Annotated in this window: 12 protein-coding genes; 9 read left to right on the forward strand and 3 right to left on the reverse strand. The window is 65.4% G+C overall.

All coding sequences use genetic code 11. From position 1 onward, the window contains the following. The first annotated feature begins 195 nt into the window (after window positions 1–195). From RA164_RS07070 to RA164_RS07090, 5 genes are all read left to right on the forward strand, one after another. Window positions 196–993, forward strand: coding sequence for an MraY family glycosyltransferase (locus RA164_RS07070; RefSeq protein WP_329743246.1), 798 nt, complete (start codon window positions 196–198; stop codon window positions 991–993). Then, window positions 980–2,878 (forward strand): polysaccharide biosynthesis protein, encoded by a 1,899-nt coding sequence (locus RA164_RS07075; protein ID WP_329743247.1) that lies wholly within the window; start codon window positions 980–982, stop codon window positions 2,876–2,878. The genes RA164_RS07070 and RA164_RS07075 overlap by 14 nt, the downstream gene beginning before the upstream one ends. After that, window positions 2,875–3,747: a UTP--glucose-1-phosphate uridylyltransferase GalU gene (galU, locus tag RA164_RS07080; protein WP_329743248.1), complete on the forward strand. Its 873-nt coding sequence runs from the start codon at window positions 2,875–2,877 to the stop codon at window positions 3,745–3,747. Before RA164_RS07075 ends, galU begins: the two co-directional genes overlap by 4 nt. Before the next feature lie 89 nt (window positions 3,748–3,836). Then, window positions 3,837–5,126, forward strand: coding sequence for an NAD(P)/FAD-dependent oxidoreductase (locus RA164_RS07085; protein WP_329743249.1), 1,290 nt, complete (start codon window positions 3,837–3,839; stop codon window positions 5,124–5,126). Window positions 5,127–5,134: 8 nt separating this feature from the next. Continuing rightward, window positions 5,135–5,479, forward strand: coding sequence for a tRNA-binding protein (locus tag RA164_RS07090; protein WP_329743250.1), 345 nt, complete (start codon window positions 5,135–5,137; stop codon window positions 5,477–5,479). Window positions 5,480–5,497: 18 nt separating this feature from the next. On the opposite strand, the gene RA164_RS07095 is transcribed toward RA164_RS07090, so the two are convergent. After that, window positions 5,498–6,430, reverse strand: a complete 933-nt coding sequence (locus RA164_RS07095) for an MBL fold metallo-hydrolase (RefSeq protein ID WP_329743251.1) — start codon at window positions 6,428–6,430, stop codon at window positions 5,498–5,500. Between the two features lie 302 nt (window positions 6,431–6,732). Between RA164_RS07095 and RA164_RS07100 the strand changes: the two genes are divergently transcribed. From RA164_RS07100 to RA164_RS07110, 3 genes are read left to right on the forward strand one after another with little or no spacing between them, the layout of a single operon-like run. Next, entirely contained in the window at window positions 6,733–9,378 is a 2,646-nt protein-coding gene (locus RA164_RS07100) for a beta-mannosidase (RefSeq protein WP_329743252.1), read from the forward strand. Beyond that, window positions 9,375–10,820 carry a glycoside hydrolase family 125 protein gene (locus RA164_RS07105; RefSeq protein WP_329743253.1) on the forward strand — a complete coding sequence of 482 codons (1,446 nt, stop codon included), beginning with the start codon at window positions 9,375–9,377 and terminating at the stop codon, window positions 10,818–10,820. Before RA164_RS07100 ends, RA164_RS07105 begins: the two co-directional genes overlap by 4 nt. A gap of 49 nt (window positions 10,821–10,869) precedes the next feature. Then, a complete protein-coding gene (locus RA164_RS07110; RefSeq protein WP_329743254.1) occupies window positions 10,870–13,308 on the forward strand; it encodes a GH92 family glycosyl hydrolase in 2,439 nt (812 codons plus the stop codon). Window positions 13,309–13,366: 58 nt separating this feature from the next. Here RA164_RS07110 and RA164_RS07115 read toward each other — a convergent pair whose 3' ends face one another. Beyond that, window positions 13,367–14,386, reverse strand: a complete 1,020-nt coding sequence (locus RA164_RS07115; protein ID WP_329743255.1) for an NAD(P)H-quinone oxidoreductase — start codon at window positions 14,384–14,386, stop codon at window positions 13,367–13,369. A 107-nt stretch (window positions 14,387–14,493) separates the two neighbouring features. Further along, complete coding sequence (locus RA164_RS07120) at window positions 14,494–15,195, reverse strand: pirin family protein (protein ID WP_329743256.1); 702 nt, start codon at window positions 15,193–15,195, stop codon at window positions 14,494–14,496. Between the two features lie 220 nt (window positions 15,196–15,415). Between RA164_RS07120 and RA164_RS07125 the strand changes: the two genes are divergently transcribed. After that, window positions 15,416–15,679: a DksA/TraR family C4-type zinc finger protein gene (locus RA164_RS07125; protein ID WP_329743257.1), complete on the forward strand. Its 264-nt coding sequence runs from the start codon at window positions 15,416–15,418 to the stop codon at window positions 15,677–15,679. Window positions 15,680–15,694 lie beyond the last annotated feature (15 nt).

Here is a 15,694-nt window from a genome sequence, read left to right on the forward strand (position 1 = left end):
TCGCTACTCGTGTCGGCCGGCCTGGTACGGGTATCGATCGGATATGCGCACCGGCGTGGCATCCTCGATCATCCGGGTTACCGGCGATCGCATAGCTTGCCCACGCCACGTGGCGGCGGTATCGGTATCGTGCTGGCTGTGCTTGTCACGGTGCCGGCAGCATTGCTGCTGCCGCCTACGCCCTGGTCGCTGGCCATGTCCTTGGGGCTGGCCGTGGCATTGCTGCTGGTCGCGCTAGTCGGCTGGCTGGACGATCATCGGTCGCTGCCGGTCCTGCCACGGTTCGGCGTGCAGTTGCTGGCGGCGTCGCTGTTCTCGGCGCTGCTGCTGCGGACGGGGATGTCCTGGTGGTGGTGGCCGTTCCTGGTCATCGCCGGCGGTTGGAGCGTCAACCTGCACAACTTCATGGATGGCATCGACGGCCTGCTGGCGCAGCAGGGCGTATTCGTGACCGCCACGTTGGCGGTGCTGTCGTATTCGGTCGGGCAGGCCCCGTTGGGACTCGCCTGTGCCTGCTCGGCAGCGGCATGCGCAGGGTTCTGGTTCTACAACCGGTCTCCGGCCAGGATTTTCATGGGTGACGTGGGCAGCGGCAGCGTAGGCCTGCTGATTTTCATGCTGATAGCCATGTTGTGGCAGGTCGATCCGAACCTGCTCTGGCCAGGGCTGATTCTCTGTTCAGCCTTTGTCACTGATGCCAGTCTAACCTTGTTGAGCCGGATGCTGCGTGGGCGCCGCTGGTACACTGCCCATCGTGAGCATCTTTATCAGTGGATGGTGCGGCGGGGGCGGTCGCATAAGCAGGTGGTTACGATCTATCTGGGGTGGAATCTCCTGATAGCGTCACCGTTGGCATTGACCTCCCGCATTGACCCAAGGATGGCTTTGCCGTTCTGCGTCGTGGCCTATCTGGCCGCGGCCGCAACATGGCTGGCCCTGAAGCGCCGTCTGCTGCGGCGTCATGTGCAGGAAGTTCGTCATGTCATTCCGTAAGTCGATCGGCATCGTTCATCCCCGAGCGGCCATCGTGCTGCACGACCTGTTGATGACCGCGCTGGCCTGGTGGATCGCCAAGGAACTGCGCTACGCACTGGACCCCGCAGCGCACCTGCAGTTCGCACGGCTGGAGTTTCCGATCGTGCTGGCGGTGCAGGGTGTCATTTTCGGCTGGACCGGGCTGTACCGGGGGGTCTGGCGTTTCGCCAGCCTGCCGGACCTTTGGAATATCCTGCGTGCCGTGGTCATGGGTGCGGTCGCCATCTATGTGGCCCTGTTCGCCTATGACCGCCTGACGGGCGTGCCGCGCTCGGTCCTGCTGCTCTATCCTTTCGTGCTGGCCATGTGCCTGGGCATGCCTAGGCTGCTGTACCGCGTCTGGAAGGACAGCCGCCTGGCACTGTTCCCCAACCACGGCGGCCAGCGTGTCCTGATCGTCGGCGCGGAAAGCGCGGGCGAGGCGCTGCTACGCGATCTGCAGCGCGACAGCCGCTTTACCGTTGTCGGTTTCGTGGACGACCGGCTCAGTCTGCGCGATGCGCGCATCAACGGAGTCCCGGTACTGGGTACGTTGGACCAATTGCCGGATGTGGCACGCGAAGCCGCGGTGCAGATGCTGCTGATCGCCTTGCCGGCGGCCACCACCACGCAAGTGCGTCGGGTGGTGGAACTGTGTGATGGTACGGGCCTGCCGTACCGGACCATCCCCAAGCTGGAGGACGTGGTCGCCGGCAGGGCGCAGATCAATGAGATCAAGGAAGTGGCCATCGAGGACCTGCTTGGGCGCGATGCGGTCGAGCTGGACTGGAGTGCCATCCGCGAAAACCTCACCGGCCATCGGGTGCTGGTGACCGGCGGCGGCGGGTCGATCGGCTCGGAATTGTGCCGGCAGGTAGCGCGTCTCGGGGCGCACTCGCTGACCGTGGTCGAGTCCTGCGAATACAACCTCTACCGGATTACCCGTGAACTGCGGGCGGCCTACCCGGAGATGATCTTTAACGGCGTGCTGGCCGATTGCGGCGACGGTGTGGCGATGCGGCACCTGTTTGCGCAAACCAAGCCGCAGGTCGTTTTCCACGCGGCGGCCTACAAGCATGTGCCGATGCTGCAGGGGCAGCTGCGCGCCGCCTTCCGCAACAATGTGCTGGCCACCCGCACGATGGCCGACCTGTCCGATCGCAGCGGCGTGGACTGCTTCGTGCTGATCTCTACCGACAAGGCGGTCAACCCGACCAGTGTCATGGGTGCATGCAAGCGCATTGCCGAGATCTGGTGCCAGAACCTGAATGCGCATTCGTCGACGCGCTTCATCACGGTGCGCTTCGGCAATGTGCTGGACTCGGCCGGTTCCGTGGTTCCGCTGTTCCGCGACCAGATCCGCAAGGGCGGGCCGGTCACCATCACCCACCCGGAAATCTCGCGCTATTTCATGACCATTCCGGAAGCGAGCCAGCTGATCCTGCAGTCGGCAGCGCTGGGCCAGGGTGGCGAGATCTTCGCCCTGGACATGGGCGAGCCGATCAAGATCCGCGACCTGGCCGAACAGATGATCCGGCTGGCCGGCAAAAAGCCCGGTAGTGAGATTCCCATCGTCTACACCGGCCTGCGCGCTGGCGAGAAACTATTCGAAGAACTGTTCCACCCGCTGGAAAACTACACCGCGACCCGGCACGCCAAGATCTTCCTGGCGCGATACCGGCAGGTTTCGTGGGAGCTTCTGCAGGCGCAGTTCGTCAAAGCCAACGAAGCCGTGGCCGAGTTCAACGAAGATGCCCTGCGGGATTGCGTTTCAGGTCTGCTGCCATCGTTCCGCTGGAGCGAGACCGCGCAGCCCGACAACGTGGTTTCGATACGACGTCTTGAACCAGGAGGAAGTGTGTGAGTAAGCCGTTACGCAAGGTGGTGTTCCCGGTCGCGGGCCTGGGAACCCGGTTCCTGCCCGCCACCAAGGTCGTTGCCAAGGAAATGCTCCCGGTGCTGGATCGGCCGTTGATCCAGTACGCGGTGGACGAGGCCGTGGATGCGGGTGCGGACACGCTGGTGTTCGTCACCAACCGCTACAAACATGCCATTGCCGATTACTTCGACAAGGCCTACGAACTCGAGGCCAAGCTGCAGGAAAAGGGCAAGGACGAACTGCTGGCGCTGGTGCAGGGCACCTTGCCCCGGCATGTGCGCGCGATCTTCGTGACCCAGCCCGAGGCGCTGGGTCTGGGGCATGCAGTGTTGTGCGCCAAGCCGGTGGTCGGCGATGAGCCGTTCGGCGTGATCCTTCCCGACGACCTGATCTGGAACCGCGGCAAGGGCGCCCTGCGCCAGATGGCCGAATTGGCCGAGACGGAGCAGGCGGGCGTGATCGCGGTCGAGGAAGTCCCGCGCGAGCAGACCGACAAATACGGCATCGTCGATGCGGAGCCGGTCGGTGGACGCAGTGCACGTATCCGCTACATGGTGGAAAAGCCCAAGCCTGCGGATGCCCCGTCGAATCTGGCCGTGGTCGGCCGTTACGTGCTGCCCGGCCGCATCTTCCAGTTGCTCGAGCAGACCACGCCCGGTGCCGGCGGCGAAATCCAGCTGACCGATGCGATCGAAGCCTTGCTGACGGAGCAGGGCAAGGTACTGGCCTACCGCTTCGAGGGAACCCGCTTCGACTGTGGCAACAAGGCAGGCCTGGTGCGTGCCACCATGCACATGGCGATGCAGGACCCGGTACTGGCGGCCACCGTGCGCGAATTCGCCGCCGGACTCTGACTTCCAGTCGCGCGCATGCCGGGTACCCTCATAGCGCCCGGCATGTGCAAGTCGACGTACATCCTCCGAAGGTCGTAGTCGCAGCTTTCATGAAGCAGCCACCGGTCCCTTCCTACTATCGCGCCACGGCCACGCCGTACGAGACGTATGTGCCGCTGCAGGGGCGTCAGGAAGTACGTGTGGCGGTGGTGGGCGGCGGTTATGCCGGTCTCAATGTCGTGCTCGGGTTGGCTGAGCGGGGTGTCCGCGATGTCATGCTGCTCGAGCGCGAGCAGATCGGTTTCGGTGCGTCGGGCCGTAACGGCGGCTTCGTGTTTGCCGGCTATTCGCTGGGCGAGCAGGCCTTGCTGGATCAGCTGGGGGCGGCTCGTGCGCGGTCACTGTTCGGACTCACCACAGCAGCGGTGCAGCGTATCCGCGAACGGGTGGAGCAATACGCGATCGCGTGCGATGTGGTCGACGAGGGCGTGATCTGGGCCAACTGGTTCCGTGATCCGGCCGTGCTGCGCGAACGCCAGCAATTGCTGGCGACGCACTACGACACGCAGTGGGACTGGCTGCCGCAGGACAGTTTGCGCGAACGCGTGAACAGCGGTCGTTACGCGGACGGCCTGTACGAGCGCAATGCCTTGCACCTGCATCCGCTCAATTACGCGATCGGCCTGGCTGCCGCAGCGGCCGGGCAGGGCGTATGCATCCACGAGAACAGCGATGTCTGGCGGCTGCGTCGTGAAGGTGCGCATTGGCGTCTGGACACGGCGCATGGCGTGGTGCTGGCCGAGCAGGTGGTGCTGGCGTGTGGCGGTTATCTGGCCGGACTGCAGCGCAGTATCGATCGTTCCGTGCTGCCGATCGCCACCTACGTGATGACGACCGAGCCACTGGGACCCCGGCTGGATACCTGCCTGCGCACCCGTGCAGCGGTCTACGACTCGCGCTTTGCGTTCGACTACTACCGCCCGCTGGCGGATACGCGCCTGTTGTGGGGCGGCCGCATTGCCATCCGCAACCGGTCCCCGCATGCGGTGAAGCGACTGCTGCGCAAGGACCTGTTGCGGGTATTTCCGCAGCTTGAGGGCGTGAACATCGATTACGCCTGGTCGGGCCTGATGAGCTATGCACGCCACCAGATGCCGCAGCTCGGCAGCGACGGCAATGGCCTGTGGTGGGCCCAGGCATTCGGCGGTCACGGGCTTGCGCCGACCTGCGCGGCGGGTGAACTGCTGGCGGCGGCGATTGCCGAGGACGATCCGGCCTGGCGGCAGTTCGCGGATTACGGCCTGGTCAGCGCCGGCAAGCCGCTGGGCTTTCTGGCCGCACAGGCCAGCTACTGGTGGCAGGAAAGCCGTGACTGGCTGAAGACGCGACTGGAAGGATGAGTGCCGGCATGACGACGCAGGCGGAAACGATCGGCTGGGACGATTTCGAGAAAGTGTTGATCGTTGCCGGCACGGTGACCCGGGTAGAGGCGTTTCCCGAGGCACGCAGACCGGCCTGGAAGGTATGGGTCGATTTCGGTCCGTACGGCGTGAAGAAGACCAGTGCGCAGATCGTGTCGCTGTATCGGGCCGAGGATCTGCTCGGGCGGCAGATCGTGGGCGTGATCAACTTTCCCGAGAAGCAGATCGGACCGTTCCTGTCGCAGTTCCTGCTTACCGGATTCCATACCGACGAGGGCGTCGTGCTGACGGCCCTCGAACGTCCGGTGCCGAACGGCGCACGGCTGGCCTGATTTCGGCCCGCGGCGACATTACTGCCGGGTCTGGTCCAGCCAGACTTCCAGACCCTGCGCGTTCAGTTCGATGTCCATCACCAGCAGGGTGTGCAGGGCTTCACGTCCGCCGGTCCAGCCGTGTGCCGCCGCGCGCCCGGCATACAGGTCGGTGAGGGCTTCGAGCAGCGCCGCATGACGGTCCGGCCGGCCATCGGTCGCGCGGGCGATTCCGACCATCGCGTCGATCTGCGTGTGCAGGTCGCCAGCGAGTCGCTCCACGTCCTCCACCCGCCCGTAGTGGGTGGGATACATCGCTTCCGGATGCAAGGCGACCAGTCGCTCGATCGAGGCATGCAGGGCTTCGGGGTCGAACTGCACCGGTGATGTGGTGGGCAGGATGAACGGACCCTTCGTCGTGTCGAACTCGCGATAGGACAGGCCGAACACGTCGCCGGTGAAACAGACATTGGCCTGACGGTCGTGGATGGCGATGTGGTGTCGGGCGTGCCCGGGCGTATCCAGGCATTGCAGGGGGCGACCGGCCAGTTCGACGACATGCCCATCGTCCGCCTGTACGACCCGTTCGGCGGGGATCGGTCGCAGGTGGCCGTAGTTCTTCTCCATCACCGCTTCGCCATAGACCGCGCTGGCACCGGCCCACAGCTTGCTGGGGTCGATCATGTGGCGGGCGCCGCGCGGGTGCACGACCAGTCTGGCATTCGGCAGTCTGGCCATCAGCTCGCCGGCGCCGCCGGCATGGTCCAGGTGCACATGGGTGAGGATCAGCCAGTCGACCTGGGCCGGCTGCAGTCCTGCGGTTTCCAGCGCGCCCAACATGCGCGGGAGCGAGTGGTTGGTGCCGCAGTCGATGAATGCGCCTCGGCCGTTCTCGACCAGCAGGTAGGCGGCGTCGAAGCGTGGACGAACGAAGCCGGTGTCGATCGTGTGAATGCCGTGGTCCGCGGTCATGCCGGGTCTCCTGGGTGGGGTTGTCGAGCATAACAAGCACCAGCCTCCGCTCCCTGGCATTCCGCCGCGGCCAGGCCGTGGCGAGCACCATGTGCGTCGGATCGCAAAAAATTATGTTGCACATGCGCCTGACTTTTCCCACAGAAACGCGGTATGGTTGGGATGAATTTGGATCGATCCAATTTTATTGGCGTGCATCCGCTCCAAGGGCGCCATCGACACGGCATGGGGGAAGACCAGTGGCGGGAATGTCGGCAGGAAATACGCATCGCTTTATCCGGCGAGGCAGCACATGGCACGGCATGCTGGCAGCGGTATGCCTGCTGGGAAGCGTGGCCTGCAGCGTGGCGGATGCGTCGCCGACCGTCGACCAGACACTGTCCGGTCCTTGGCAGTTCCGCATCCAGCCGGACTCGGCCGAGGCCAGGACGCATGCAGCAACCCGGGCATGGCATGCCGCACAGGTACCGGGCGAGGTGCAGACCGACCTGTTGGCCAACAAGCTGATTCCTGATCCGTTCTACCGCGACAACGAGGCGAAACTGCAGTGGATCGGACTGGCGGACTGGGATTACCGGACCACCTTCCAAGTGACGCCCGGCCTGCTGCGCCACGGCCATTTGGACATGGTGTTCGACGGGCTGGATACCTTTGCCGATGTCGACCTCAACGGCCACCACATTCTTGCCGCCGACAACATGTTCCGGCGCTGGCGCGTGCCGGTGCGGGCCTGGCTGCACCCCGGCGACAACACGCTGACGGTGACCCTGCATTCGCCGATCGCCCGTTTGCTGCCGTGGCTGCTGAAGCAGCCCTATGCCTTGCCGGGTGAATTCGACTCGGCCTTCGGTGACGAGCCCAAGGGCAAGCAGACCGCCAATTACGTGCGCAAGGCGGCCTATCAGTACGGCTGGGACTGGGGTCCTCGCTTCGTGACGGAGGGCATCTGGAAACCGGTGCGGCTAGAAGCGTGGAGCACGCTGAGGATCGCCGACTTCCATATCGCCCAGCCGCAGGTGACCGCGCAGGCCGCGCGCCTGCAGGCGCAGTTCGAGATCCAGGCGGACCAGCCAGGCAAGGCCATGCTGCATGTCGAGTGGTCGGCGCCGGACGGCCATCGCAGCGGCGCCAGGCAGGCGGTCGTGCTGCACCGGGGCGACAACCTTGTGATGGTGCCGATCCGCATCGAGCATCCGCAGCGCTGGTGGCCAGCCGGCTATGGCGCGCAGAACATGTATCGCTTCCATGGCGAAGTGGCGGTGGCCGGGCACGTGCTGGCCAGCGCCGAGCGGGAAACCGGCCTGCGCAGCGTGGTACTGCGTCGTCGCAAGGACAAGTGGGGCCGCAGTTTCGAGTTCGTGGTCAATGGGGTACCGATCTTCGCCAAGGGCGCCGACCTGATTCCCTTCGACAGTTTTCCGACGCGCGTCACACCACGGAAGATGGAGCAGATCCTGAAGTCGGCCCGTGCGGCCAACATGAACATGCTGCGCATGTGGGGCGGCGGTTACTACGAAAGCGACGCGTTCTACACCATGGCCGACCGGCTTGGCCTGATGATCTGGCAGGACTTCATGTTCGGCGGCGCGATCCCGCCCTACGACAAGGCGTTCCGGGACAACACACGGGTCGAGGCGGTACAGCAGGTGAAGCGTCTGCGCGACCATCCGAGTATCGTGTTGTGGTGTGGCAACAACGAGGTACAGACGGGCTGGGATTCCTGGTCCGACCGCAAGAAGTTCAAGCAGGCGGTCGGCCCGGTCGAGACCGCGCGCATCGAGAAGGGTATGCGTGCCTTGTTCGACCACACTCTGCGCGACGTGGTGACGACCTACGATCCGACGGTGCCGTACTGGAGCAGCTCGCCCAGCACCGACGACGAAGGCCCGGCCAATGTGCTGGACAATGGTGACTACCACTTCTGGGACGTGTGGTCGGGTTCGGCACCGATCGGCAAGTACCTGGATGTCACACCGCGCTTCCAGTCCGAATACGGCCTGCAGTCGATGCCGGTGATGGCGACGATCGACAGTTTCACCAGGCCGTCCGACCGATCGCCGGAAACCCCGGTGATGCGTGCGCATCAGAAGTTCGCCAATGGCAACGGCAACCAGCGGCTGCTGTTCTACATACGTGGCTACTACGGCGAGCCGAAGGATTTCGCGTCCTTCGTCTACCTGAGCCAGGTGATGCAGGCCGAGGGTATCGAGCTGGCGGCCGAGCACCTGCGTGCCTCGCGCCCCCATGCCATGGGCTCGCTGTACTGGCAGCTCAATGACGTATGGCCGGGTGCTTCGTGGTCGAGCATCGACTACTACGGTCGCTGGAAGGCGCTGCAGTATCACGCACGACGCTTCTATGCGCCGTTACGGGTGGTGCCGATCCGCAAGGACGGTACGACCCGGGTTTCGGTGGTGTCCGACCGCAGGGCACCGTTCCAGGCGCAGCTGCGGGTGCGGGTGATCGGCATGGACGGCACGCCGGTCTGGTCGCACCTGCAGAATGTCCGGGTTGCCGCGCTGGCCAGCACGCCGGCTGGCGATTTCACTGACGCGCAACTGCTGCATGGCGCCGACCCCAGCCGCAGCGTGGCGGTGTTCGACCTGCTCGATCACGGCAAGCTGCTGAGCCGGCACGTGGTCTACTTCCGGCGGGCCAAATCTCTCGATCTGCCCGATCCGGGCCTGAAGGCGACGTTGTCCGCCGATGGGCGCGAGGTCACCGTCAGCGCGCAGCGCTTCGCGCGCGAGGTCTGGATCGGCTTCGGCGACCTGGATGCCCGGCTCTCCGACAATGCCTTCAATCTGCTGCCCGAACAGAGCGTGACCCTGCAGGTGGACTCCACCGCCGCCCCGGACGCACTGCGCAAGGCCATGCATGTGCGTTCCTTGTACGGTGCGACCGTGGCCACGAACAGTGCGGGAATGCAACCGGGGACGAAACCATGAACCCGGCGCGCCGTTCGATGCTCAGACTGATGGCGTTCGCGGCGGCCGGTGGTGCCGTCGGACGCATGCCGAATGCGTTGGCGACCGGCTCCGGACGTTTCGTTAGCCGTCGCCCGCCGCCGTCCAGGCGCGCCTTCAGCAGCCCGGCGGTGGAGCGCGAGATCGCCCGGGTGAAGGCACGCATCGGCGACCCGGAGCTGGCCTGGCTGTTCGAGAACTGCTATCCGAACACGCTGGATACCACCGTGCATCTGGATACGTTGCGCGGCAAGCCGGATACCTTCGTGGTCACCGGCGACATCGACGCGATGTGGCTGCGCGATTCCTCGGCCCAGGTCTGGCCGTACATACCGCTGGCGGCGAAGGATGCCGCGCTGCGCCGTCTGTTCCGTGGACTGATCCGGCGACAGGCGTTGTGCATCGCCATCGATCCCTACGCCAACGCGTTTCTGCCCGACCCGCACGGGCACACGACGCTGAGCTGGGCCAAGCACGATCTGACCGACATGAAGCCGGGCGTGGCCGAACGCAAATGGGAGATCGATTCGCTGTGCTGGTCAATCCGCATGGCGCATGGCTACTGGCGCGCCACCGGCGACCGCGAACCGTTCGACGACGACTGGCGTGCCTCGATGCAGCGGGTGCTGGCCACCTTCCGCGAGCAGCAGCGCAAGCATGGTCCGGGGCCGTACCACTTCCAGCGCAGTTCGCCCACGCCCACCGACACCGTGCCGCTGGGCGGGTATGGCAACCCGGCCCGTCCGGTCGGCCTGATCTACTCGATGTTCCGTCCCTCGGACGATGCCTGCATCTATCCGTTGTTCGTGCCGGGCAATGCGTTTGCCGTGGTGGCGCTGCACCAGCTGGCGGAGATGTCGCGCGCCCTGCATGGCGACCGCGAGTTCGCCGCCGACTGCGTTGCGCTGGCCGACGAAGTGGAAGCAGCGCTCGCCAAATATGCGGTGATGCAGGACGGGTCCGGCAACGAGGTGTGGGCCTACGAGGTGGACGGCTATGGCAACCAGTTGTTCATGGACGATGCCAACCTGCCCAGCCTGTCCGGGTTGGCTTACCTGGGGTTCTGCAAGCGCGACGATGCGCGTTACCAGCACACCCGTGCATTGGCCTGGAGCGCGCGCAACCCGTATTTCTTCAGCGGCAGCGCGGCACAGGGCATCGGCGGCCCGCATGAAGGACTGCGCATGATCTGGCCGATGTCGATCATGGTGCGTGCCTTCACCAGCCAGAGCGATGCCGAGACCGCGCAGTGCCTGCACTGGCTGAAGACCACACAGGCCGGCACCGGCTTCATGCACGAGGCTTTCGACCAGGACGACCCCAGCCATTTCACCCGTGCCTGGTTCGCGTGGGCCAACTCGCTGTTCGGCGAGCTGATCGTCCACCTTGCGGACCACCACCCCCGATTGTTGCGACGCGCCTGAGCACGCCGCGTTTTTCCACCCGATACGAACTGGATACAGGAGAGCAAGCATGGTCACCCGCAGACGATTCCTGCAAGGCGCAGCCGCATTGGCGCTGCTTGGCGGGCAGGCCCTTCCGCGCCGCGCTCTGGCGGCCGCCATCGGCAGCCGCGCCGCCGGCGACATGCCGGGCATCGCACCACCGCAAGGCGTGTCCCGGCATGTCGATGTCTTCATCGGCACGGGCGGTCACGGGCACACCTATCCGGGCGCGACCATGCCATGGGGCATGGTGCAGCTGAGTCCGGATACCAACGATTCCGGCTGGGATGCCTGTTCCGGTTACCACCAGGCCGACGGCTCGATCATGGGCTTCTCGCACACCCATCTCAGCGGCACTGGTGCCAGCGACATGCTGGACGTGCTGGTGATGCCGGCGCAGGGACCGGTCCTGCTGGACCCGGGCGCGCGCGGCCTGCCGGATGAGAACTACCATTCGCGCTACGACGGTGCGGCGCGCGGGCCACAGCTTTCGCCGGATGTGGTGGCGCACCCGGGGCACGGTTATCGCTCGCGCTACGACAAGGCGTCGGAGTATGCGCAGCCCGGCTACTACCGTGTCCACCTAAGCGATCACGACATCCTCGCCGAGCTGACGGCCACCCTGCGTGCCGGCCTGCATCGCTACACCTTCGGCAAGAAGGGCGCGGGACACTTGCTGGTCGACTTCGCGCACGGTTATCACGATTCGCAGACGGTGCCGTGCAAGGTCACCGATGCCGAGCTGCGACTGGTCGGCAACGACACGCTGGTCGGCGGACGCCGGGTACACCAATGGGCCAACGGCCGTTACATCTATTTCGCCATGAAGCTGTCGCGGCCGTTCACGCGTGCCGAGCTGTATTCCGATGACCAGCCGCTGCATGGAGCCACCCAGGCCAAGGGAACGCACCTGAAGGCCGCGTTGCATCTTGCCGATGCGGGCAGTGCGCCGCTGCTGGTGAAGGTCGGCATCTCGGCGGTGGACATCGATGGCGCGCTGCGCAACCTCGACGAGGAAATTCCGGGTTGGGATTTCGAAGGCGTGCAACACGCGGCGGCGGCAGCGTGGGAGCGCGAGCTCAGCCGTATCCGCATCGAGTCGCCTTCCGAGTCGACCCGGCGGACGTTCTATTCGGCGCTCTACCACACCATGGTCGCCCCCACGCTGTTCAGCGACGCTGACGGTCGCTACCGCGGCATGGACCTGGCCGTGCACCAGTTGCCGGAAGGGCAGAACAACTACAGCACCTACTCGCTGTGGGATACTTACCGTGCGCTGCATCCGCTACTCACGCTGTATCAGCCCGAGCGTGTGCCTGACCTGGTCAACGGCCTGGTGCGCATGTCGCTGGAGAGTCCGGCCGGTCCGCCGGTGTGGCCGCTGCAGGGCGTGGAAACCTATTGCATGATCGGCTACCACTCGATCGTGGTGCTGGCCGAGGCGCATGCGAAGGGCTTCAAGGGCATCGACTACGCCAAGGCCTGGCCGGTGTATCGCAAGGTGGCGATGAGCGAGGACTATCGCGGCCTGCCGTATTACCGCAAGCTCGGCTACATCCCCAGCGACAAGGTGGGCGAGGCGGTCAGCAAGACGCTCGAATACGCCTATGACGACTGGGCGATGTCGCACCTGGCCGAAGCCGTGGGCGCGCATGACGACGCCAGAACATTGCGCGAGCGTTCGCGCAACTACCGTAACGTGTTCGACCGCAAGCTCACCTTCATGCGGCCGCGCGCCGAGGACGGCAAGTGGCTGGAACCGTTCAATCCGCGCGGCATGGGTCACTCCGACAAGTGGCGCGACTTCACCGAGTCGAATGCCTGGGAGGCAACCTTCCTCAACCAGCACGACCTGTACGAGTACATGAAGATGTTCGGCAGCCAGCAGGCGTTCGAGGCCAAGCTCGATCACCTGTTCACCACCAGCTCGAAGCTGCCGGCCGATGCGCCGCCGGATATCGCCGGCATGGTCGGTCAGTACGCCCACGGCAACGAGCCCAGCCATCACGTGGCCTATCTCTATGCCTACACCGGCGCGCACTACAAGACGCAATCGCGTGTGCGCATGCTGATGGAAACCATGTATCGCGATGCACCTGACGGCCTGGCCGGCAACGAGGACTGCGGCCAGATGAGCGCGTGGTACGTGATGAGTGCACTGGGCCTGTATGCGGTTGACCCGGTCAGCGCGCACTACGTGTTCGGCAGCCCCTTGCTCGACCGCGCCGAGGTCGAGGTCGGCCAAGAGCGCAAGCTGGTCGTCGAGGCTCGCGGCAACGGGCAGGGCAAGCCGTACATCCAGTCTGTGACCTGGAACGGCAAGCCCTGGCACCGCAGCTGGATCAGCCATGCCGACCTGGCCCAGGGCGGTACGCTGGTGTTCGAGATGGGGTCGAGCCCGAACAAGCGCTTCGGACAGGCGCCCGCAGATCGGCCGCCGTCGTTCGGCATGAAGGCGATCGGCTGAACGCCGATACCCGCGCCTCGCCGCATTGCGGCGGGGAGCGGGCATGTCGCCGGGGATCTCAGTCCGACCAGGCTAGGACGATTTTCCCGATATGCACGCTCGCTTCCATGTCCGCATGCGCGCGGGCCGCCTCGCGCGCGGGCAGGATCTCGTGGATGATCGGCCGCACCTTGCCGGTCTCGAGCAGCGGCCACACGACGCGATGCAGTTCACGGGCCAGCGCGCCCTTGAAGTCGACCGGCCGGTTGCGCAATGTGGAGCCGGTGAGGGTGAGTCGTCGCCGCATCAGCAGGCCGGCGTCGATCGTTGCCTCTCGGCCCCCCATGGTGGCGATGATCACCAGCCGGCCGCCTTCGGCAAGTGCGTTCATTTCGCGAGGGACATAGTCGCCGGCCACATTGTCGAGGATCACGTCGACGCCACGGCCACCGGTGGCCTGCTTCAACTCGGCCACGAAGTCCTGGGTGCGGTAGTTGATCGCCCGTTCCGCCCCAAGTCGTTCGCAGGCTGCGCATTTTTCGGACGAACCGGCGGTGGCGAACACGCGCTGGCCAAGAGCATGCGCAAGCTGGATTGCGGTGACACCGATACCACCGGCGCCGCCCTGCACCAGCAGGCTCTCGCGCGGAGCACCTTCGCCATGGCCGAGCCGGCCGCGTGCGAACACATTGCTCCACACGGTGAAATAGTTTTCCGGCAAGGCCGCCGCCTCGGCCATCGAGAAGCCCGCTGGTACCGGCAGGCATTGCGCAAGGGGCGCCACGGCGTATTCGGCATAGCCGCCGCCTGTGAGCAAGGCGCATACCGCATCGCCAGGTTTCAGCCCGAATGCGTTGTCGCTGCCGAAATCCCCCTCGACCAGCGTGCCGGCCACCTCCAGCCCCGGCAGGTCCGATGCGCCGGGCGGTGGCGCATAGTGGCCCTGCCGCTGCAGCACGTCGGGCCGATTCACCCCGGCCGCGGCGACCTTGATCAGCACTTCGCCGGGTCCGGGTGAAGGAACCGGTCGCTGCACGGGCTTGAGCACGTCGGGCGCGCCGAAATCCGTGATCTCGATAGCCTGCATGCTGCGGGTCATGTTGGTCTCCTTCTGCTGCGGACGTGACGGACAGTCTTGAAGGCGGACTCTGCGATATCAAGCCAGCGCGACGCCGGTGCCGCACATGCGTCGCGCCAGCGCGAGGTTTATGGCCGGACGTCCACCAGCACCAGCTCGGCGTCCTCCAGTGCCGTGACGCGCAATAGGCTCTCGTCGCGGATCGCCGCACCGTCGCGTGCCTCGAGCGTCACTCCGTTGATCTCCAGCTTGCCGCTGGCCGGTACCAGATAGCCGTAACGCCCGCTCGCCATCGGGTATTCGGCGGTCTCGCCGGCTTTCAGCGTGGCGCCAAGTACCCGCGCATCGGTACGCAGGGGCAGGGCATCGGCGTCGTCCTTGAAGCCGCTGGCCAGGGCCACGAAGCGACCCGAACGTGCGCCTTTCGGGAATGGCTTGGTGCCCCAGGAGGGCGCCTGGCCGTGAGCGTCGGGGATGATCCAGATCTGGAAAATGCGCGTGGCTTCGCTTTCCAGGTTGTATTCGGCATGGGTGATGCCGGTGCCGGCACTCATGACCTGCACGTCGCCCGCCACCGTGCGCCCCGCGTTGCCCAGGCTGTCCTTGTGGCTGATCGCACCGTCGCGCACATAGGTGATGATTTCCATGTCGGCATGCGGGTGCGGCGGAAAGCCGGTCTGCGGTTCGATGGTGTCGTCGTTCCACACGCGCAGCGCACCCCAGCCCATGCGGGCCGGGTCGTGGTAGCCGCCGAACGAGAAGTGGTGTTTGGCGTTGAGCCATCCGTGATCGGCGCCGCCGAGGCGGTCGAAGGGTCTGCGTTCGATCATGAGCGATTCCTCTGGCCAGATGGATGCCGGTCGGTGCCGGCGCTGGCCGACAATGTGGTGCGTTCCAGCGTCGGATGGAACCGCCGTGCGGGAAACAATGCGTTCCACGGGCGAGCGAGGCATCGTCAGCACAGCTGCCCGGGCCTGTTTCGTGCTGGAATGGGCGCCTGCCGCCCCCATATCGGAGGTCGGGCATAGATAGATGCAGGTGGAGGTTCCCATGGCTACCGGTTGGGCCGGCGATGGCGCCGTACAGGATCAGATCGATGCCACCGTCAACGATGCGGTGCAGCGCGCGCGTCGCCAGTTGAAGCAGGGTCCGGGCCTGGCTCGCTGCGAGGAATGCGATGCGCCGATACCGGCGGCACGCCGCAAGGCGGTGCCGGGCGTACGTCTGTGCGTGAGCTGCCAGCAGGCCCAGGACGCAGAACGTACCGCCTCGCTCTATAACCGCCGCGGCAGCAAGGACAGCCAGCTGCGTTGATCGTGTCCGGTGGGT

The sequence above is a fragment of the Dyella sp. A6 genome, assembly GCF_036320485.1.
GTDB classification, from domain to species: Bacteria; Pseudomonadota; Gammaproteobacteria; order Xanthomonadales; family Rhodanobacteraceae; genus Rhodanobacter_A; species Rhodanobacter_A aluminiiresistens.

Bases quoted from the DNA above. Each gene is read 5' to 3' on its own strand.
- RA164_RS07070 (WP_329743246.1), top strand. From the start codon at position 196: ATGTCCTTGGGGCTGGCCGTGGCATTGCTGCTGGTCGCGCTAGTCGGC.
- RA164_RS07075 (WP_329743247.1), top strand. From the start codon at position 980: ATGTCATTCCGTAAGTCGATCGGCATCGTTCATCCCCGAGCGGCCATC.
- RA164_RS07085 (WP_329743249.1), top strand. From the start codon at position 3,837: ATGAAGCAGCCACCGGTCCCTTCCTACTATCGCGCCACGGCCACGCCG.
- RA164_RS07090 (WP_329743250.1), top strand. From the start codon at position 5,135: ATGACGACGCAGGCGGAAACGATCGGCTGGGACGATTTCGAGAAAGTG.
- RA164_RS07095 (WP_329743251.1), bottom strand. From the start codon at position 6,430: ATGACCGCGGACCACGGCATTCACACGATCGACACCGGCTTCGTTCGT.
- RA164_RS07100 (WP_329743252.1), top strand. From the start codon at position 6,733: ATGCTGGCAGCGGTATGCCTGCTGGGAAGCGTGGCCTGCAGCGTGGCG.
- RA164_RS07105 (WP_329743253.1), top strand. From the start codon at position 9,375: ATGAACCCGGCGCGCCGTTCGATGCTCAGACTGATGGCGTTCGCGGCG.
- RA164_RS07110 (WP_329743254.1), top strand. From the start codon at position 10,870: ATGGTCACCCGCAGACGATTCCTGCAAGGCGCAGCCGCATTGGCGCTG.
- RA164_RS07115 (WP_329743255.1), bottom strand. From the start codon at position 14,386: ATGACCCGCAGCATGCAGGCTATCGAGATCACGGATTTCGGCGCGCCC.
- RA164_RS07120 (WP_329743256.1), bottom strand. From the start codon at position 15,195: ATGATCGAACGCAGACCCTTCGACCGCCTCGGCGGCGCCGATCACGGA.
- RA164_RS07125 (WP_329743257.1), top strand. From the start codon at position 15,416: ATGGCTACCGGTTGGGCCGGCGATGGCGCCGTACAGGATCAGATCGAT.